Source organism: Hydrogenophaga sp. (assembly GCF_041913525.1).
In the GTDB taxonomy this organism is placed as follows: domain Bacteria; phylum Pseudomonadota; class Gammaproteobacteria; order Burkholderiales; family Burkholderiaceae_C; genus Hydrogenophaga.
The window spans coordinates 91,059-110,392 of sequence record NZ_JAYSFD010000013.1; the positions used below are offsets into that span (position 1 = coordinate 91,059).

A 19,334-nucleotide genomic window follows, 5' to 3' on the forward strand; every position below is an offset into this window, starting at 1 on the left:
ATGCTCACGATTGAAGGACTCAACCAGTACTACGGCAGCAGCCACGTGCTGCGCCAGGTGAACCTGCACGTGGCCGACGGTGGCTGCACCGTGCTGCTCGGTCGGAACGGGGTGGGCAAAACCACGCTGCTGCGCTGCCTCATGGGTTTGCTGCCGATTCGCTCGGGCCAGGTGGCGTTCAACGGGCAGGACGTGGCCCACTGGACCCCCGAGGCCCGCGCCCAGGCCGGCATGGGCTACGTGCCACAAGGCCGCGAGGTGTTTCCCGAACTCACCGTGCGCGAGAACCTGATGGTGGGCGAGTTCACCGCCGGGCGGCGGCCTCGCGTGGGCAATGCGGCCAATACCCGGCTGCCACGCCACACCCACGAGGACGTGATCAACCTGTTTCCCGTGCTCAAGACCATGGGCCACCGCCTTGCCGGCAACCTCTCTGGCGGCCAGCAACAGCAACTCGCCATCGGCCGCGCCCTGCTGACCCAGCCCAGCCTGCTCATCCTGGACGAGCCCACCGAGGGCATTCAGCCATCGATCGTGCAAGAGATACAGGCCGTGATTGCCTCGCTCAAGGGCCAACTCTCCATCTTGCTGGTGGAGCAGTACGTGGACTTCGCCGAGTCGGTGGCCGACCACTTCACCGTGCTCGTGCGCGGGCAGGTGGTGGCCGCCGGCGAAAGCCACCAAATGGCGAGCACCGACATCCGATCCCTTATTTCGGTCTGAGCCCTTCGGGCGACCGACATCCCCAACCCCAACCCCAACCACAGCAAGGAGAAACCATGGACTGGCTCAAACAATCGATCATGCACAAGCGAGGCGTCGCGCGCGGCCAGGTGGGGCAGACCCATGAACTCAGCGAGGCCCGCCAAGGCACCTTTCACTACACCATCGGCCCGTACTCGCAGCCGGTGATGCAGGTGGCCCCGGGCGACCGCATCGTGGTGGACACCCGCGACGCCTTCGACGGCAAGATCCAGACCGAGCAAGACCTGCCCAGCCAGAAGCTGCGCGTGCCCTTCCTGAACCCGCAAAGCGGGCCCATCATGATCGACGGCGCCGAGAAGGGCGATGTGGTGGCCGTCTACATCGAATCCATGCTGCCCCGCGGCGCCAACCCGCGCGGCACCTGCTGCCTGATTCCGCGCTTCGGCGGCCTGGCGGCCACCGACTTCACCGCCCTACTCAACGAGCCGCTACCCGAGATCACCCGCAAGATCGACCTCGACGAAGAAGGCGTGTACTGGAGCCGCCGCGTCACCCTGCCCTACCGCCCGCACATCGGCACCCTGAGCCTGTCGCCCGAGATCGACTCCATCAACTCGCTCACGCCCGACAACCACGGCGGCAACATGGACGTGCCCGACATGGGCCCGGGCAGCATCACCTACCTGCCGGTTCGCTCGCCGGGCGCGCGGCTCTTCATTGGCGATGCCCACGCCTGCCAGGGCGACGGCGAGGTGTGCGGCACGGCGGTGGAGTACGCCAGCCGCACCACCATTCACGTGGACCTCATCAAGGCTTGGGAGATCGACTGGCCCCGGTTGGAAACCGAGGACAAGATCATGGCGATTGGCAGCGCGCGCCCCCTGGAAGACGCCACGCGCATTGCCTACCGGGAACTGGTGCTGTGGATGGCCGCCGAGTACGGCTACGACCAATGGGACGCCTACATGATGCTCAGCCAGTGCGGCAAGGTGCGCCTGGGCAACTTCGTCGACCCCAAGTACACCGTGGCCGCTGGCGTGGAAAAGAAGTACCTCGCCGACTTCGCCTGACCCGCCGCCCCCGACAGGAGAGAACCCCCATGGACTTGAAACTCAAGGGCCTCAAGGCGGTCGTCACCGGCGGCACCAAAGGCATCGGGCGCGCCATCGTCGAGACGCTGCTGGCCGAGGGCACATCGGTGGCATTCTGTGCGCGCAACGCTGGCGAGGTGGCGCAGGCGCAAGCCGAACTGCAAGCCAAAGGTGGCGTCGCGATCGGCCGCCCCGTGGACGTGGGCGACGGCCCCGCGCTCAGCGCCTGGGTGGCTGACATGGCCGTGGCACTCGGCGGCATCGACATCGTGGTGGCCAACGTGAGCGCGCTGGCCATCGCCAACGACGAGGCCGCATGGCGCACCGGCTTCGAGGTGGACCTGATGGGCACGGTGCGCCTGGTGGAAGCGGCCCTGCCTACGCTGGCGCACAGCGCGCACCCGGCCGTGGTCACGATCGCCAGCGTCTCGGCGCGCGAGATCGACTTTGCCTCGGGCCCCTATGGCGCCTTCAAGGCGGCCATCGTGCACTACACCCAGGGCCTGGCCTTTCACCTGGCGGGCAAGGGCATCCGCGCCAACACCGTCTCGCCCGGCAACACCTACTTTCCCGGGGGCGTCTGGAGCCAGATCGAAACCGGCAACCCCCAACTCTTTGCCGAGGCCCTGGCACTCAACCCCACCGGGCGCATGGGCACGCCGCAAGAAATGGCCAACGCGGCCGTGTTCCTGGCCAGCCCGGCGGCGAGCTTCATCACCGGCACCAACCTGGTGGTGGACGGCGCGCTCACGCGGGGCGTTCAGCTGTGACGCGCCCCCTGCACCCCTCGGGCACCGGCAAGACCTGAGAGGTGCAGCCGCTCAGTCCAGCCCCAGCCGCTTGAGGCGGTAGGCCAACTGCGCCCGCGTGAGCCCGAGTTGCCGCGCGGCCTCGGCCACGTTGTAGCGGCTGGCCACCAGCGCGTTGCGGTACTGCTGCGCCTCTTGCCGGTTTTTTGAAGGCCGCCTTCCCGCGCCTTCGCCCGCGCCATCACTCGGGCTGGTGGCCGGCTGGCGGGTGGTGGTGAGCCGCCCGCCCTCGCCCAGGCCCAGGGGCATCTGGCCTTGCACCTCGCCACTGCGAAACAGGTGGTGCACGTCGATGGGCTCGTCTTGCCCGGCCAGGATCACGCCTCGCTCCACCAGGTTCTGCAGCTCGCGGATGTTGCCCGGAAAGTCGTACTGCAGCAGGGCGCGCACGGCGCGTGGCGTGAAGCCCGGCACCTGGCGCTGGTGCTGCTGGCGGTAGCGGCGCAGAAAGGCCTCCATCAGCAGCGGAATGTCGTCTCGCCGCTCTTTCAGCGGCGGCAGGTGAATGGGGAACACATTGAGGCGGAAGTAAAGGTCTTCGCGAAAGCGCCCGGCGGCCACCTCGTCGCGCAGGTCCACGTTGGTGGCGGCCACCACGCGCACGTCCACCGTGGTTTCGCGCACCGAGCCCACGCGCTCGATGCGCCGCTCTTGCAGGGCGCGCAGCAGCTTGCCCTGGGCCGCGAACGAGAGCGAGGCGATTTCGTCCAGGAACAGCGTGCCGCCGTTGGCGCGCTCGAAGCGCCCGGGGCGCGAGGTGGTGGCACCGGTGAAGGCACCGCGCTCCACGCCGAACAGCTCGGATTCGATCAGCGTGTCGGGAATGGCCGCGCAGTTGAGGGCCACGAATGGCGCCTGGGCGCGCGGGCTGATGCGGTGCAGCGTCTGCGCGAACAGCTCTTTGCCCGCGCCCGATGGCCCGGTGAACAGCACGGTGGCGCTGGTGGAGGCCACGCGCTCGATCAGGTGCCGCGCCGCGCTGAAGCTGGCGGAAATGCCAATGAGTTCGCCGTCGGGGAAGCGGCTGTCGTCGTCCAGCGGGCGGCTGACCTCTGAGATTTGCGGGGCCACGCTGCGCCCCACCTGGCGCGCCGAGTGGTCGGGCAGGAAATGGTGCTGGTCCAGCTCGGGGTCGTCCCATTGGTCGGCCGGGCGCCCCACCACGCGGCAGACCTCATCGCCCATGGAGCGACAGGCCACCTCGCGAAAGATGATGAGCTTGCCCATGAAGGCACTGGCGTAACCGCTGGCGTAGCCCACCTGCATCCAGCAGGCCGGGTCGGAGCCAATGTCGAAGGCGGCAATGTGCTCATCGTCTTCGGACGAGTCGTGCCACAGGTACTCGGCGTAGAAGTCGCCGCGGGCAATGTCGAACTGAAAGGCCACGGTCTCGGGCCGCACGATGCCCTCCAGCCCGTGCAGGCGCGGCCCGGCGTCGAAGGTGTTGGCCGGGTCGCTGTCGGGCCAGGTGCGGCGAACCATCTCGGCGTCGCGCGCGCCGGCCATGTAGCCCACGCGGGTGAGCAGCGAGCGCGCCCCTTCCTGGCCCAGCCGGGCCACCAGTTCGCGCCGCATGGCCCCGTAGGTGGACGAGCGCCACAACAGCATGCGCTGGTCGTTCAGCCAGATGCGGCCATCGCCCGGCGAGAAGGCCAGGCTCTCGGCCAGCTCTCGCAAGGTGGGGCTGGCGCCTTCGTCCAGGTCGGCGCTGGTGCGCACCCGCGCGCGGTGCTGGCGCAGTTCGGCGAGCGACACCGTGTCGGGAACGGGAGGGGTTGTCATGGCCGTGGCGTCAAACGACGGGTATTTTGATTAACTTTTGATCATAAGTTATTGATCAATTTCCACGGTTTCCACTCGGGGATAACCCTGAACGCCGCCGCCAAGTCACTGATTTGTCACGGTTTTTTTGGGGTCACTTCTTTGGCACAGGGGTTGCAAACCCTGCCGTCGGCGCGCCGAGCCGCGCCGTTTTTGCCTCGGGCTGGACCACCCGCTGCACGCGCAGCAGGGACATCCATGCCGCCCTTTTCCGAACAACGAAGGACGACAATGCATTCGATTTCCCTGCTGATCAACGGCAAAGCGGTGGCGGCAGCCAATGGCGCCACGTTCACCCGGCAAAACCCGTTGGACGGCAGCGTGGCCACCACGGCCCCCGCCGCCACCGTGGCCGACGCCATCGCCGCCGCCGACGCCGCCGGCCAGGCCTTCACCGCCTGGGCGGCCATGGGGCCGGGCGAGCGTCGCGGCCTGCTGCTGAAAGCCGCCCAGGCGCTGGAAGCCAAGGCCCAGGCCTTCACCGAGGCCATGGCGCAGGAAACCGGGGCATCGGCCATCTGGGCCGGCTTCAACGTGCACCTGGCCGCCGGCATGCTGCAAGAAGCCGCCGCGCTGACCACGCAGATCGCGGGTGAGGTGATTCCGTCCAACGTGCCGGGCAGCCTGGCCATGGCCGTGCGCCAGCCCGCCGGCGTGGTGCTGGGCATCGCGCCCTGGAACGCCCCGGTGATCCTGGCCGTGCGCGCCATCTCCACCGCCCTGGCCTGCGGCAACACCGTCATCCTGAAGGGCTCTGAGCTGTGCCCCCGCACGCATAGCCTGATCATCGAGGCGCTGCAGGAAGCAGGCTTCCCGGCTGGCGTGGTGAACTACATCACCAACGCCCCGGCCGACGCCGGCGCCGTGGTGGAGGCCATGGTGGCCCACCCGGCCGTGCGCCGCGTGAACTTCACCGGCTCCACCAAGGTGGGCAAGATCATTGCGCAGACCTGCGCCAAGTACCTCAAGCCGGTGGTGCTGGAGCTGGGCGGCAAGGCGCCGCTGGTGATCCTGGACGACGCCGACATCGACGCCGCCGTGGACGCCGCCGCCTTTGGCTCGTTCATGAACTCGGGCCAGATCTGCATGAGCACCGAGCGAATCATCGTGGACGAGAAGATCGCCGACGAATTCGTGCAGAAGCTCACCGCCAAGGTGCGCAACCTGCCCCTGGGCGACCCGCGCCAGGGCCCGGTGGTGCTGGGCTCGGTGGTGGACATGAACACCGTGCAGCGCTGCAACGACCTGATCGACGACGCGCTGGCCAAGGGCGCCAAGCTCCTGTGCGGCGGCAAGGCCGAGAACACGCTGGTGCCGGCCACCCTGCTCGACCACGTGACGCCCGAGATGCGCATTTACCGCGACGAGTCTTTCGGGCCGGTGAAGGGCATCGTGCGCGTGTCGGGCGTGCAAGCCGCCATCGACTGCGCCAACGACAACGAATACGGCCTGGCCGCCGCGGTGTTCGGCCGCGACTCGGGCCGCGCCTTTGAAGTGGCCAAGCGCATCGAATCGGGTATCTGCCACGTCAACGGCCCCACCGTACACGACGAAGCCCAGATGCCCTTTGGCGGCGTGAAGGGCTCGGGCTACGGCCGCTTCGGCGGCAAGGCCGGTATCGACGCCTTCACCGAGCTGCGCTGGATCACCCTGCAGACCACCCCGCGCCACTACCCCTTCTGAGGGCGGGCGCCACACCGCTTCCCCCACCACGACAACGAGGAGCCAACACGTGAAATCCCCCTCTACCCGCCTGGGCCTGGCCATTGCCACGGCCTGGCTGGCCGGCCACGCCGGCCTGGCCAGCGCCCAGCAGACCATCACCGCCGGCCAGACCTTCTACCAAAAGGTCTGCGCCAAGTGCCACGAGGCCGGCATCGGCCCGGTGCTGCTGGGCCGCGGCCTGCCGCCCGAGGCCTTCCAGTACTTCGTGCGCCACGGCAGCGGCCCCATGCCCGCCTTCCGCGTGACGGACATCGACGACGCCACCCTGAAAGAACTGGCGCAGTACCTGTCCACCTCCAAAGCGCCCGCGGGCAAGTGAAGGAGGCCACGCACATGACCACCCCAAGCTCTGACCGCCGCGACGTGCTCAAGGGCCTGATGGCCGCCGGCCTGCTGGTGTCCACGCCTTCGTGGGCCCGCTCGCTCTGGGCCACGGGCGATGCCCCCACCGCCGCTGGCGCACCGGCCCTGGCTGTGTCCACCCTGGTGAGCGGCAGCGCGCTTGACGGCGCCTTCCTGGCCGGCGTGAACAGCGCCCTGCCCGGCCACGGCGCCACGGCCACGCACCAACTCAGCCAGCTTGACGCGGGCCTGTACCAGCAGCTCAACGCCCAGCTCAACGACGGCGAGCCCGGCCTGCTGGTGGGCCTGCTGGACGACGCCTCAGCCGTGCTGGTGCTGGACCTGCTGCGCTCGGCGGGCGCGCAGGTGCTGTCGGTGCAGCACCACCAAGTGGCCCCAGGCAGTGATGCCGCCGCCTGGGCGCAAGCCCTGGGCCAATCCCTCATGAGCGACCGCCCGCTGCCCCAGGCACCTCAAGGCAACGGCGCCCTCAGCTGCGTGTCCCTGCGCTGCGTCATCTGAACCGGAGACCATTCCCATGAAGAAAAGCAAATACCTGGCCCTGCCCAAGGGCCTGAGCGAAGCCCGCTTTGACGCGGCCGTGGCCAAGTTCAAGGCCGCCCTGGGCCAAGACCAGGTGCTCACCTCTGAAGAGCACCTGCGCCCCTACACCAAGGTGATGATGGCGGTGGACGCCGAGAAGCACACGCCCTCTGCCGTGGTGACCGCCACCTCGGTGGAGCAGGTGCAGGCCGTGGTGAAGATCTGCAACGAGTACAAGATCCCGGTGTGGACCATCTCCACCGGCCGCAACTTCGGCTACGGCTCGGCCGCGCCGGTGGAGCGCGGGCAGATCGTGCTGGACTTGAAGAAGATGAACAAGATCCTGCACATCGACCCCGAGCTGTGCACCGCCCTGGTGGAGCCCGGTGTGACGTACCAGATGCTGTACGACTACATCGAAGAGAACAAGCTACCGCTGATGCTCTCGTTCTCGGCGCCCTCGGCCATCGCCGGCCCGCTGGGCAACACCATGGACCGTGGCGTGGGCTACACCCCCTATGGCGAGCACTTCATGATGCAGTGCGGCATGGAAGTGGTGCTGGCCAACGGCGACGTGCTGCGCACCGGCATGGGCGGCGTGAAGGGCGACAAGGCCTGGCAGGTGTTCAAGTGGGGTTACGGCCCCACCCTGGACGGCATGTTCACCCAGTCGAACTACGGCATCTGCACGAAGATGGGCTTCTGGCTCATGCCCAAGCCCCCGGTGTTCAAGCCCTTCGAGATCAAGTTCGAGAACGACGCCGACATCAACGAAATCGTGGAGATGCTGCGCCCCCTGCGCATCGCCAACATCATCCCCAACTCGGTGGTGATCGCCGGCACGCTCTGGGAAGCCGCCACCTGTGGCGTGCGCCGCTCCGACTACCTCACCACCCCGGGCGCCACGCCGGATGCGGTGGTCAAGCAGATCCGCAAGGACAAGCACCTGGGCGCCTGGAACGTGTACTGCGCGCTCTACGGCACGCAAGAGCAGGTGGACGTGAACTGGAAGATCGTCACCGAAACCATCAAGCGCGCTGGCAAGGGCAAGATCGTCACGCAGGAAGAGGCCGGCAACACCCAGCCCTTCAAGTACCGCTCGCAGCTCATGTCGGGCGTGCCCAACCTGCAAGAGTTTGGCCTGTACAACTGGCGTGGGGGCGGTGGCTCGATGTGGTTCGCCCCCGTGAGCCAGGCCCGTGGCAGCGAGTGCGACAAGCAGTACGCCCTGGCCAAGAAGATCCTGAACAAGCACGGCCTGGACTACGTGGGCGAGTTCATCGTGGGCTGGCGCGACATGCACCACGTCATTGACGTGCTGTACGACCGCAACAACCCCGAAGAGACCCAGCGCGCCAACGCCTGCTTCCACGAACTGCTGGACGAGTTCGAGAAGGAAGGCTACGCCGTGTACCGCGTGAACACCGCCTTCCAGGAACGCGTGGCGCAGAGCTACGGCCCGGTCAAGCGCGACGTGGAGCGCAAGATCAAGCGCGCCCTCGACCCCAACGGCATCCTCGCCCCGGGCAAGTCGGGCATCCGCATCTGATCTGATCGGCACCCCTTGGGCCGGCCCCGCGCGGGGCCGGCCTGAGCGCTGCCTGAGCGCCCTCAGGCAGCGCTCAAAGTAGTCCCATCCACCACTGCGGCCATGTGCATGGGCCCTCCCCGCGCGGCGGGAAAGCCATAGCCCAGCACCCACACCAGATCAATGTCGCTGGCCCGGCAGGCCATGCCCTCGGCCAGCAGGGCTCGGCCCTCCTGCACCAGCGGCCCCACGCAACGCGCCACGATCTCCTCGTCGCTGGCGCAAGGTTTTTGCGCAATGCCCAGGGCCTGCGCCTCTTCGGCGCACACGCGCGCCAGGTCAGGGTCGGCCCGGGCCGTGCGCCCTTCGTACAGGTAATGCCCGCGGCCACTCTTGTGGCCAAAGCGCCCCAGCTCGGCCAGGCGCCGCGTGACGCGGCGGTAAGCCGGTGCATGGGGGAACTGCAGCGCCCGCGCGGCCAGCACCTGGCTCACCAGATCGGTGCCCGCCATGTCCAGGGTGCGACAAGGGCCCAAGGCAAAGCCAAAGGCCTCCAGCGCCTGGTCGATGCGCTCGGCCGGCGTGCCTTCTAGCTGAAGGGCATCCACCTCGCGCAGGTAGCCCTCGAACATGCGGTTGCCAATGAAGCCCCAGGCGTTGCCCGCCAGCACCGGCAGCTTGCCCAGGGCCTGGGCCAGCGCACGCGCCGTGGCCAGGGTGGCGTGGGCCGTGGCACGGCCGCGCACGACCTCCACCAGCGGCGTCACGTGCGCCGGGGTGAGGAAGTGCATGCCCAACACCTGCCCCTCGCGCCCGCAGCCCTGCGCCAGCGCGTCGATGTCCAGCGTGGAGGTGTTGCTGATGAACAGCGCGTGTGCGGGACACACCGCGTGCAACTGCGCCATCACGGCCTGCTTCACGGCCACGTCTTCAAAGACCGCCTCAATCGCGGCGTCCACGTCGCTCAGTTCGCTCACCTCGGTGGTGGGGTGCAGCCGGGCCAGGCGCTCGTCGCGGGCGGTAGCCGCCAGGCGGCCACGGGCCACGGCCTGCTCCAGGCTTTGGCGCAGGCGCTGCAGGCCGCGCTCCAGGGCCTGGGGCGACTTGTCCAGCCACCGCACCTCTAGACCGGCCGCCAGCGCGCACAGCGCGATGCCCTGCCCCATCGTGCCCGCTCCCACCACCGCCAGGCGACGAACCGGCGAGGCCAGTGAAGGCGATGGCCACTCGGCGCCAGTCTCGGCGGCTTCGCGCGCCTGGCACAGGTAGGCGTCGGCCAGTCTTTGGTCTGGCGCGCAACGCATGCGATTGTCGGACATTTAAAACCACCCTTCTCAAAAAATTGTCGGGCCAAAACTGCCAGAAAAGCGTTTTCCACGGGGCAAGTAGCGCAATAAACGATAACTTTCATTATCAAGACGGCTTTATGCCGGACAGATCAGGGTTTCCTCTAGCGCAACGGCGAGATTTTTGGTCGGACAATTATTCGCCATGGACACCGACATTGCCCCCACCACCACCCGAGCGACAGCCCCCGCGGGCGATGTCGCGGGCAGGCTTGACACACTGACCGCCTGGATGAGCACCCAGGGCCTGCTGCCCGCCAACGGCGAACTGGTGGCCCAGCGCATGGCCGGCGGCCAGTCGAATCCGTCGTGGCGGCTTCAGGGCGGTTCGCGGCAATGGGTCTTGCGCGCCAAGCCGGCGCCAGCCGCCCAGTTGCTGCCATCGGCCCACGCCATCGAGCGCGAGTACCGGGTGCTGCGCGCCTTGGAAGACACAGACGTACCAGTGCCGCGCGTGCAAGCCCTGTGCGAAGACGAGGCCGTGATTGGCGTGGCCTTCTACGTGATGGACTTCGTGCCGGGCCGCGTGTTCGCCGACCCCGCCCTGCCCGGCGTCGCCACCGACGCTCGCGCCGCCTACTACGACGCCGCCGCCCGCACCCTGGCTGCCCTGCACCGGGTGGACTGGCGCGAGCGCGGCCTGCTGGACTTCGGCCGCCATGAGGGCTATTTCAGTCGCCTCGTGCGCCGCTGGTCCCAGCAGTACCAGGCCACCCGCGAGCGGCCAGTGCCGGCCATGGAACGGTTGATGGACTGGCTGCCCGCGCACATTCCGGCCGAGGCCGACGGCGAGGCGCCCACCTGCATCACCCACGGGGACTTCCGCATGGAAAACCTCATGTTCCACCCCGAACGCCCCGAGGTGGTGGCCGTGCTCGACTGGGAACTCTCCACCCTGGGCCACCCCCTGGGCGACCTGGCCTACAACGCCCTGGCCTGGCACATGCCGGCCGGCATCCTGCGCGGCCTGGCCGACCTGAACCTGCCCGCCCTGGGCATCCCCAGCGAGAGCGAGTACCTGGCGGCCTATTGCCGCCACAGCGGCCGCGACCCGGCAGCGTTGGGACTGGGCTGGCCCTTCTACCTGGCCTTCAACCTGTTCCGGCTGGCCGCCATCCTGCAAGGCATCGGCCAGCGCGAGCGCGCCGGCACCGCCGCCAACGCCACCGCCCGCCAGATCGCCGACCTGGCCCCCGCCGTGGCCGGCTGGGGATGGGCGATAGCCCAAGGCCAGCAGCCCGACTTCCGCCCATGACAACCCGACCACTTCCCACCAGACCCTGCCCATGAGCTTCTTCCCCGACACCGACCGTGCGCGATCCCTGCGCGAACAACTCACCCGCTTCATGGCGGAGCACATCTACCCCAACGAGGCCCAGGTGTGGCAAGAGGCGCACGCCCAGCGCTGGGACTCGCCCGAAGGCTGGACCGTGTGCCCCACGGTCGAGCGCCTGAAGGGCGTGGCGCGCGAACAGGGGTTGTGGAACCTGTTCCTGCCGCACTCGCCCCGGGTGCCGCAAGGCCTCTCCAACCTGGAATACGCGCAGTTGTGCGAAATCATGGGCCGCGTGCCATGGGCCAGCGAGGTGTTCAACTGCTCGGCACCCGACACCGGCAACATGGAAACGCTGGAGCGCTACGCCAGCGAGGAGCTGAAAGAACGCTGGCTGGAGCCGCTGCTGGAAGGCGAGATTCGCTCGGCCTTCCTCATGACCGAGCCCGCCGTGGCCTCGTCCGACGCGACCAACATCCAGTGCTCGATTCGCCGCGAGGGCGACGAGTACGTCATCAACGGCCGCAAGTGGTGGTCGTCTGGCGCCGGTAGCCGCCGCTGCAAGGTGTTCATCGTGATGGGCAAGACCGACCCCGACGCGCCGCGCCACCAGCAGCAGTCGATGGTGGTGGTGCCGGCCGACACGCCCGGGGTGAAGGTGCTGCGCCCCCTCACGGTGTTTGGCTACGAGCACCCGCCGCTGGGCCACATGGAGGTGCTGCTGGAGAACGTGCGCGTGCCGGTGGGCAACATCCTGCTGGGCGAAGGCCGCGGTTTTGAGATCGCGCAAGGTCGCCTGGGCCCGGGCCGCATTCACCACTGCATGCGCTCCATCGGCGCGGCCGAGCGGGCGTTTGAACTGATGTGCGAGCGCCTGGCGGTGCGCAACACCTTCGGGCGCGCCTTGTCTGAGCAAGGCGTGTGGCACGAGCGCATCGCCGAGGCGCGCTGCATGATCGAGCAGGCCCGCCTGCTGACGATGAAAGCCGCCTGGATGATGGACACCGTGGGCAACAAGGCCGCGCAGGGCGAGATCGCCATGATCAAGATCGTGGCCCCGTCCATGGCCTGCCAGGTGATCGACTGGGCCATTCAGGCCTGGGGCGGCGCCGGCGTGTCGGGCGACACGCCCCTGGCCTACGCCTATGCCGACCAGCGCACCCTGCGCCTGGCCGACGGCCCCGACGAAGTGCACCGCCAGGCCCTGGCCAAGCTGGAACTCGCCCGCCTGGGCCTGCGGCGCAAGCCCACCCCTTCACCCGTTACCCGCGGTTGCTAAAGCGGCACAGACCGCCAGCACCACCTTTCCACCCCCACCATGAGGAGACACCCATGAAGTTCGTTCAACGCCGCCATTTCACCCACGCCCTGGTGGCCGCCTCTCTTGGCCTGTGCGGCCTGACCGCCCAGGCGCAAGACACCGCGCCCGCCAAAATCCTCGTCGGCTTCCCGGCCGGCGGCTCGTTCGATGCCATTGCCCGCCTGCTGGCCGAGAAGGCCCGGGTGGAACTCGGCCGCCCGGTGATCGTGGACAACAAGCCCGGCGCGGGCGGCCGCATCGCGGTGGATGCGCTGAAGGCCTCGCCCGCCGATGGCCGCGTGGTGATGCTCGGCCCGGACGCCCTGAGCTCCATCTACCCGTTCACCTTCAAGAAGCTCAGCTACGACCCCAAGAAAGACCTGGCGCCCATTGGCACCGTGGCCGAGTTCGCCTTCGGCTTCGCGGTGGGCAGCGGCGCCAAGATCAACAACTGGGCCGAATACGTGGCCTGGGCGCGCAAGAACCCGCAACAGGCCAACTTCGGCATTCCGGCGGTGGGGGCGCCGCACCACTTCTTCGGCATTGGCGTGGGCAACGCGATCGGCGTGCCGATGCAGCACATTCCCTTCCAGGGCAGCGCGCCGATCAACACCGCGCTCATGGGCGGGCAGATCAACGCCGCCATCGACGTGGCCAGCAGCCAGGTGGAACTGCACAAGGCCGGCAAGATCCGCCTGCTGGCCGTGTCCACCGAAGAGCGCATTCCCCAGGCCCCTGACGTGCCCACCTTCACCGAACTGGGCATGCCCTCCATCAGCAGCGCGGGCTTCAATGCCCTGTACGCCCCGGCCGGCACGCCACCGGCGGCGGTGGAAGCCTGGAGCCGCGCGCTGATGAAGATCATGGCCATGCCCGATGTGCGCGAGAAGCTCATTGGCATGGGCTACATGCCGGTGGGCAAGTCCACGCAAGAGCTGATCGACCGCCAGATTGCCTCGGCCCGCAAGTGGGAACCGCTGGTGAAGGCCTCGGGCTTCACGGCCGACTGAAGTGAAGCGGGGGTTAGCACCCCCGCTCCTAGAATTTCCGCTCCCCCACTTCACGCCCTGCCGAGATGACCCCACCGCGCCCGCGCTCGACCCCAGCCTACCGCGTCGTGTCCGAAGACCTGCGCCAACGCATCGTGCGCGGCGACATCCGCGCCGGCGAGGCGCTGCCCATCGAGGCCGACCTTTCGACACGTTACAGCGTGCACCGCTCCACCGTGCGCGAGGCCCTGCGGCAACTGGAGCAAGACGGCCTGGTGCGCCGCGAGGGCAAGCGCCTGGTGGTCACGGTACCGCGCCAGAGTGACCTCACCGGCAGCGCCGAGCGCGCGCTGCGCCTGCAGCGCGTGAGCTTTCGCGAAGTGTGGGAAGCCGCCACCACCATCGAGCCCATGTGCGCCCGCCTGGCGGCGCAGCGCGTCAGCGCCGAGCAACTGGCCCTGATGGAGCAGAACCTGCGCCTGACCGAAGCACTGGTGCAGGCCGGCGAATCGCCGGTGAAGGCCACCATCGAGTTCCAGTCGCTGGTGGCCGAGGCCGCGGGCAACCAGGCGCTGCTGCTGGCGCGCGCGCCCATCAGCCTGCTGATGCTGGCCGGCTACGCCGCCATCGCGCCGCGCCTGCCACAGTCGGGCCAGCGCCTGCTGGAGGCGCACCGCCAGGTGTTCGATTCCCTGCGCCAGCGCGACGCCGAGTCGGCCGAGGCCTGGACCCGCAAGCACCTGGCCGACCACCGGCGCGGCTTCGAGTTCGCGGGCGTTGACATGGAACAACCCATTCCCGCCGACCTGACCGGCGAACCACCCCAACCCTGAATTCCCTTCATGACACGCCACGTTCAACAGTTGATGGACCTCAGCGGCCGTACGGCCCTGGTCACCGGCGGTTCTCGCGGCCTCGGCCTGCAAATGGCCCATGCACTGGGCGAAGCCGGGGCCCGCGTGGTCGTGGCCGCGCGCAAGGCTGCCGAGCTGGAAGAGGCCGTGGCCCAGTTGCGCGCCAGCGGCATCCAGGCCGACTGGATCGCCGCCGACTGCGCCCGCGAGGACGACATTCGCCGCCTGGGCGATGAGGCCCTGCGCCTGCTCGGGCGCGTGGACATTCTGGTGAACAACGCGGGCGCTGCCTGGGGCGCGCCTGCCGAGGACCACCCCCTGGAGGCCTGGGACAAGGTGATGAACCTCAACGTGCGCGGCTACTTCCTGCTGAGCCAGCACATCGCCCGGCACGACATGATTCCCCGGCGCAGCGGCAGCATCATCAACATCGCCTCCATCGGTGGCCTGGGCGGCAACCGGCCTGAGATCCGCACCATTGCCTACAACACCTCCAAGGGCGCGGTGATCAATTTCACCCGCGCGCTGGCCACCGAGTGGGGCGCGCACGGCATTCGCGTCAACGCCATCTGCCCCGGTTTCTTTCCCAGCCGCATGACCCACGGCACGCTGGAGGCCCTGGGCGAGGAACGCCTGGCGGCCATGGCGCCGCTGCAGCGCCTGGGCGACGACGAAGACCTCAAGGGCATCACCGTGCTGTACGCCAGCGACGCGGGCAAGCACATCACCGGCCAGTGGCTGGCGGTGGACGGCGGCGTGAGCGTGGTGATCAGCGGCTAAGCCATCAAGAGACCCGCCTGTGAAACGCCCCAACCTCATCTTCATCGTGGCCGACGACCTCGGCTTCGCCGACCTGGGCTGCTACGGCGGCCGCGACGCGGCCTTTGGCCCGGTCTCGCCCGTGCTCGACCGCCTGGCGGCCAATGGCCTGCGCCTGACCGATGGCTACGCCAACTCACCGGTGTGTTCGCCCACGCGCTTCGCCATGATCACCGGCCGCTACCAGTACCGCCTGCGCGGCGCGGCCGAAGAGCCCCTGAGCGCCAAGGGCAAGGGCAGCACCACCCTGGGCCTGCCGCCGCAGCACCCCACCCTTCCCTCCCTCCTGCGCGACGTGGGCTACCGCACCGCCCTCATTGGCAAGTGGCACCTGGGCTACCCGCCCCACTTCGGCCCCACGAAGTCGGGCTACGACGAATTTTTCGGCGCTGTCTCTGGCGGGGTGGACTACTTCACGCACCACAGCCCCAGCGGCGCGCACGACCTGTACCTGGGCGAGGCAGAACACGCTGAAGAGGGTTACCTCACCGACCTGCTCTCACGCCGCGCGGTGGACTATGTGCACCGAATGGCCAACGGCGCGCGTGGCGACACGCCCTTCCTGCTGAGCCTGCACTACACCGCGCCGCACTGGCCCTGGGAAACGCGCGACGACGCGCACATCGCGCCCGAGGTGGCCAAGAACCTGTTTCACCTGGACGGCGGCAACGTGGAGAGCTACCGCCGCATGATCCACCACATGGACGAGGGCATCGGCTGGCTGGTGCAGGCCCTGGAACAAGAGGGCCTGCTGCACGACACCCTGATCGTCTTCACCAGCGACAACGGCGGCGAGCGCTTCTCTGACAACTGGCCCCTGGTGGGCGGCAAGATGGATCTGACCGAGGGCGGCATCCGCGTGCCCTGGATCGCGCACTGGCCCGCCGCCATTGCGCCCGGCTCGGTCAGCTCGCAGCAATGCCTCACCATGGACTGGTCCGTCACCCTGATGGAACTCGGTGGCGCCAAGCCGGCACCGGGTCACGAGTGGGACGGTGTGTCACTGCTGCCGATGCTGCGCGACGCCACCCACACGTTCGAGCGCCCCATGTTCTGGCGCATGAACCACCGTGGCCAGCGCGCCATGCGCCTGGGCCGCTGGAAGTACCTGCGCGTGGACGGCCACGACTACCTGTTTGACATCAGCACCGACGCGCGCGAGCGCGCCAACCAGGCCCAGGCACAGCCACAGCGCCTGGCCCAGATGCGCGAGGCCTGGGAAACCTGGGACGCGAGCATGCCCGCCATTCCCGACGACGCCACCGTGAGCCTGGGCTACTCCAAGGCCGACATGCCGCAGCGGTGATCACAAGGGAAGGCCCCCTTCGCGGGCCCTGGCCAAGCACCGTCAGAAACTGCCCGTGAAGCGATACCGCGAAGCGGGGTGCCACAGCGAGGCCACCGAGGCCACCATGCCCTGCGAATGGGTCTGGCGGTGCAAGACCAGGCAGGGCTCGCTGGCGGGCATGTGCAGCATCTCCGCGATGCGGGGCGGCGGCTCGCAGGCCTCGATCTCGAAGTTCACGCCCTGCAAGGGGGCCACCCGCATGAGGTAGGCATTGGGCGTTTGCGTGGTGAAGTCCTGGCTGAGGTAGTCGGGCGCGACGGTGGGGTTGACGTGGCGGTCTTCCACCTGAATGGGCTGCTCGTTCTCGAAGTGCACCACCACCGAATGGAACAGCGTGGCCCCGGGCTTCAGGCCAAAGCGACGCGCCAGGCCCTCGCCCGCCCGGGCGCGCTCCAGTAACTGCAGCTCACTGTGATGGCGGTGCCCACGCGCCGCGATCTCGTCGGCGATGTTGCGGATCTCGACCAGCGTGGCCTTGAACTTCTGCTGCGCCACGAAGGTGCCCGCGCCCTGAATGCGGTCCACCACCTGCTCGTCGCTCAGCTCGCGCATGGCGCGGTTCACGGTCATGCGCGACACGCCGAACTCGCGCGCCAGCGCCTCCTCACCGGGGATGGCATCGCCGGGCTTCAAGGCCCCCGACTGAATGCGATCGAGCACGTGCTGCTTGATGGTGAGGTAAGCGGGTCGTTTGTCGGACATAGGGTTTCCACTTAGGTTTCAGGCCCTTCGCTGCCTTGACAGCGAGGATTGTGGCCCATAGAGTTGTATATACATATACAGAGCAAATCGAACAACCTGTATATACATTAACACGAGGAGAAGTTTCATGACTGCCCACGCCATTCCCACCCAATCCGGCAGCCGCGCCACGGCGCTGCTGCGGCTGATCGCCTACAGCACCCTAGGCCTGGTGATGTTCTTCCTGCCGGTCGAGATCGCGGGCAAGTCCACTATCTTGTTTGACCACGCCGCCACCTGGCTGGCCACCCAGCAACGCCCGTTGGCCGTTGCCTTTGTGCTGGCGCTCATGGTGTGGGGAGCCGCCTCACCTTTCATCAAGGGCACCTGGCGCGCCTCGGCCACCAGCACCGTGTTCAGCCTGCTCAAGGTGCTGGGCCTGGTGCTGGCGCTGATGTACCTCAGCGGCACGGGCCCGGCGGTGCTGTTCCAGAAGGACATGCTGCCCTTCCTGTTTGACAAGCTGGCCCTCACCGTGGGCCTGATCGTGCCCCTGGGCGCCATGGCCCTGGCCTTTCTGGTGGGCTTTGGCCTGCTCGAATTGGTGGGCGTGCTGATGCAGCCCATCATGCGGCCCATCTGGCGCACCCCGGGCCACTCGGCCATTGACGCCGTTGCCTCGTTCGTGGGCAGCTACTCGGTGGGCCTGCTGATCACCAACCGCGTGTACCTGGAGGGCAAGTACACCGCCCGCGAGGCCGCCATCATCGCCACCGGTTTTTCCACCGTGTCGGCGGCGTTCATGATCATCGTGGCCAAGACGCTGAACCTCATGGGCGCGTGGAACTTCTATTTCTGGTCCACCTTCGTGATCGCGTTCGCCGTCACGGCCATCACCGCCTGGCTGCCCCCGATCTCGCGCATGGACAACAGCGGCGGCGTGAGCGACAGCCTGCCCGCCGGCCGCACCCGCTGGCAAGCCGCCTGGGACGCTGGCCTTGCCCAGGCCCAGGGCTCGCCCGCCCTGTGGCGTGTGCTGCGCGACAACCTGCGCGACGGCGTGGCCATGGCCAGCGCGGTGGTGCCCACCATCCTGGCCGTGGGCCTGATCGGCCTGCTGCTGGCGCGCTACACCCCGGTGTTTGACCTGCTGGGCCTGCTGCTGGTGCCCTTTGTGTGGGTGGCCGGCCTGGCCGACCCCATGGTGACGTCCAAGGCCCTGGCCTCGGGCCTGGCCGAGATGTTCCTGCCCGCCATTCAGCTCAAGGGCGCTGACCCGGTGGTTCGCTACGTGGCGGCCGTGGTGTCGGTCAGCTCGGTGCTGTTCTTCTCGGGCTCCATTCCCTGCGTGCTGGCCACCCGCATTCCCCTGTCGCTGCGCCAGATGGTGGCCATCTGGTTTGTGCGCACCGTCCTCAGTCTGCTGATGGCCGCCGCCATCGGCCACCTTGCCCTTGCCCAAGGCTGGATCGCCTGATCCCGCCGCCCTTTCTCAGGAGTCCCCCATGACCACCAACACCGACCCCCGCCTCGACCCCACGCGCGTGATCCGTGCGCCCCGTGGCACCGAATTGCACTGCAAGAACTGGATCGCCGAAGCCGCCTACCGCATGATCCAGAACAACCTCGACCCCGAGGTGGCCGAGAACCCCACGCACCTGGTGGTGTACGGCGGCATCGGCCGCGCCGCGCGCGACTGGGCCTGCTTTGACCAGATCCTGGCCTCGCTCAAAGACCTGGACGAAGACGAGTCGCTGCTGGTGCAGTCGGGCAAGCCGGTGGGCGTGTTCAAGACGCACGCCAACGCCCCGCGCGTGCTGATCGCCAACAGCAACCTCGTGCCCAAGTGGGCCAACTGGGAACACTTCAACGAACTCGACCGCAAGGGCCTGTTCATGTACGGCCAGATGACCGCCGGTAGCTGGATCTACATCGGCAGCCAGGGCATCGTGCAAGGCACCTTCGAGACCTTCGTGGAGGCCGGCCGCCAGCACTACAACAACGACCTCTCGGGCAAGTGGATCCTCACCGCCGGCCTGGGCGGCATGGGCGGCGCGCAGCCCCTGGCGGCCACGCTGGCCGGCGCCTGCTCGCTCAACATCGAGTGCCAGCAGAGCAGCATCGACTTCCGCCTGCGCACCCGCTACGTGGACAAGCAGG

General features: G+C 68.2%; 17 protein-coding genes and 1 pseudogene. 15 read left to right on the forward strand and 3 right to left on the reverse strand.

From position 1 onward, the window contains the following. From urtE to ACE3RQ_RS15345, 3 genes are read left to right on the forward strand one after another with little or no spacing between them, the layout of a single operon-like run. Entirely contained in the window at positions 1–723 is a 723-nt protein-coding gene (gene urtE / locus ACE3RQ_RS15335) for an urea ABC transporter ATP-binding subunit UrtE (RefSeq protein ID WP_374522917.1), read from the forward strand. Between the two features lie 56 nt (positions 724–779). Further along, positions 780–1,775: an acetamidase/formamidase family protein gene (locus ACE3RQ_RS15340; protein WP_374522918.1), complete on the forward strand. Its 996-nt coding sequence runs from the start codon at positions 780–782 to the stop codon at positions 1,773–1,775. 29 nt (positions 1,776–1,804) lie between these two features. After that, positions 1,805–2,566, forward strand: a complete 762-nt coding sequence (locus tag ACE3RQ_RS15345) for an SDR family NAD(P)-dependent oxidoreductase (RefSeq protein ID WP_374522919.1) — start codon at positions 1,805–1,807, stop codon at positions 2,564–2,566. Positions 2,567–2,617: 51 nt separating this feature from the next. On the opposite strand, the gene ACE3RQ_RS15350 is transcribed toward ACE3RQ_RS15345, so the two are convergent. After that, entirely contained in the window at positions 2,618–4,387 is a 1,770-nt protein-coding gene (locus ACE3RQ_RS15350) for a sigma 54-interacting transcriptional regulator (protein WP_374522920.1), read from the reverse strand. A gap of 270 nt (positions 4,388–4,657) precedes the next feature. Here ACE3RQ_RS15350 and ACE3RQ_RS15355 point away from each other — a divergent pair, with 270 nt between their 5' ends. From ACE3RQ_RS15355 to ACE3RQ_RS15370, 4 genes are read left to right on the forward strand one after another with little or no spacing between them, the layout of a single operon-like run. Next, complete coding sequence (locus ACE3RQ_RS15355) at positions 4,658–6,109, forward strand: aldehyde dehydrogenase (protein WP_374522921.1); 1,452 nt, start codon at positions 4,658–4,660, stop codon at positions 6,107–6,109. 49 nt (positions 6,110–6,158) lie between these two features. Beyond that, positions 6,159–6,470, forward strand: a complete 312-nt coding sequence (locus ACE3RQ_RS15360; RefSeq protein ID WP_374522922.1) for a cytochrome c — start codon at positions 6,159–6,161, stop codon at positions 6,468–6,470. A gap of 14 nt (positions 6,471–6,484) precedes the next feature. Continuing rightward, complete coding sequence (locus ACE3RQ_RS15365) at positions 6,485–7,015, forward strand: hypothetical protein (RefSeq protein WP_374522923.1); 531 nt, start codon at positions 6,485–6,487, stop codon at positions 7,013–7,015. 16 nt (positions 7,016–7,031) lie between these two features. Beyond that, positions 7,032–8,585 (forward strand): FAD-binding oxidoreductase, encoded by a 1,554-nt coding sequence (locus tag ACE3RQ_RS15370; protein WP_374522924.1) that lies wholly within the window; start codon positions 7,032–7,034, stop codon positions 8,583–8,585. Between the two features lie 62 nt (positions 8,586–8,647). On the opposite strand, the gene ACE3RQ_RS15375 is transcribed toward ACE3RQ_RS15370, so the two are convergent. Continuing rightward, positions 8,648–9,883: a 3-hydroxyacyl-CoA dehydrogenase NAD-binding domain-containing protein gene (locus ACE3RQ_RS15375; RefSeq protein ID WP_374522925.1), complete on the reverse strand. Its 1,236-nt coding sequence runs from the start codon at positions 9,881–9,883 to the stop codon at positions 8,648–8,650. Positions 9,884–10,055: 172 nt separating this feature from the next. Here ACE3RQ_RS15375 and ACE3RQ_RS15380 point away from each other — a divergent pair, with 172 nt between their 5' ends. The 6 genes from ACE3RQ_RS15380 (at position 10,056) to ACE3RQ_RS15405 (ending at position 16,451) form a co-directional block, all read left to right on the forward strand. Continuing rightward, the gene (locus ACE3RQ_RS15380; protein WP_374522926.1) at positions 10,056–11,165 is read left to right on the forward strand and encodes a phosphotransferase family protein; all 1,110 of its coding nucleotides are present in this window, start codon (positions 10,056–10,058) and stop codon (positions 11,163–11,165) included. A gap of 31 nt (positions 11,166–11,196) precedes the next feature. Beyond that, positions 11,197–12,462, forward strand: coding sequence for an acyl-CoA dehydrogenase family protein (locus tag ACE3RQ_RS15385; protein WP_374522927.1), 1,266 nt, complete (start codon positions 11,197–11,199; stop codon positions 12,460–12,462). A gap of 53 nt (positions 12,463–12,515) precedes the next feature. Then, positions 12,516–13,493, forward strand: a complete 978-nt coding sequence (locus tag ACE3RQ_RS15390) for a Bug family tripartite tricarboxylate transporter substrate binding protein (protein ID WP_374522929.1) — start codon at positions 12,516–12,518, stop codon at positions 13,491–13,493. Positions 13,494–13,558: 65 nt separating this feature from the next. Further along, positions 13,559–14,305 (forward strand): FadR/GntR family transcriptional regulator, encoded by a 747-nt coding sequence (locus tag ACE3RQ_RS15395; protein ID WP_374522930.1) that lies wholly within the window; start codon positions 13,559–13,561, stop codon positions 14,303–14,305. 9 nt (positions 14,306–14,314) lie between these two features. After that, positions 14,315–15,106, forward strand: a complete 792-nt coding sequence (locus ACE3RQ_RS15400; protein WP_374522931.1) for an SDR family oxidoreductase — start codon at positions 14,315–14,317, stop codon at positions 15,104–15,106. A gap of 19 nt (positions 15,107–15,125) precedes the next feature. Continuing rightward, complete coding sequence (locus tag ACE3RQ_RS15405; protein ID WP_374522932.1) at positions 15,126–16,451, forward strand: sulfatase; 1,326 nt, start codon at positions 15,126–15,128, stop codon at positions 16,449–16,451. A 42-nt stretch (positions 16,452–16,493) separates the two neighbouring features. Here the strand turns inward: ACE3RQ_RS15405 and hutC are convergent, their stop codons facing one another. After that, positions 16,494–17,195 (reverse strand): histidine utilization repressor, encoded by a 702-nt coding sequence (gene hutC / locus ACE3RQ_RS15410; RefSeq protein ID WP_374522933.1) that lies wholly within the window; start codon positions 17,193–17,195, stop codon positions 16,494–16,496. Positions 17,196–17,322: 127 nt separating this feature from the next. Between hutC and ACE3RQ_RS15415 the strand changes: the two genes are divergently transcribed. Further along, the gene (locus ACE3RQ_RS15415) at positions 17,323–18,651 is read left to right on the forward strand and encodes a YjiH family protein (protein ID WP_374522934.1); all 1,329 of its coding nucleotides are present in this window, start codon (positions 17,323–17,325) and stop codon (positions 18,649–18,651) included. 28 nt (positions 18,652–18,679) lie between these two features. Then, positions 18,680–19,334 (forward strand): annotated as a pseudogene (locus ACE3RQ_RS15420) (urocanate hydratase); the annotation flags it as partial.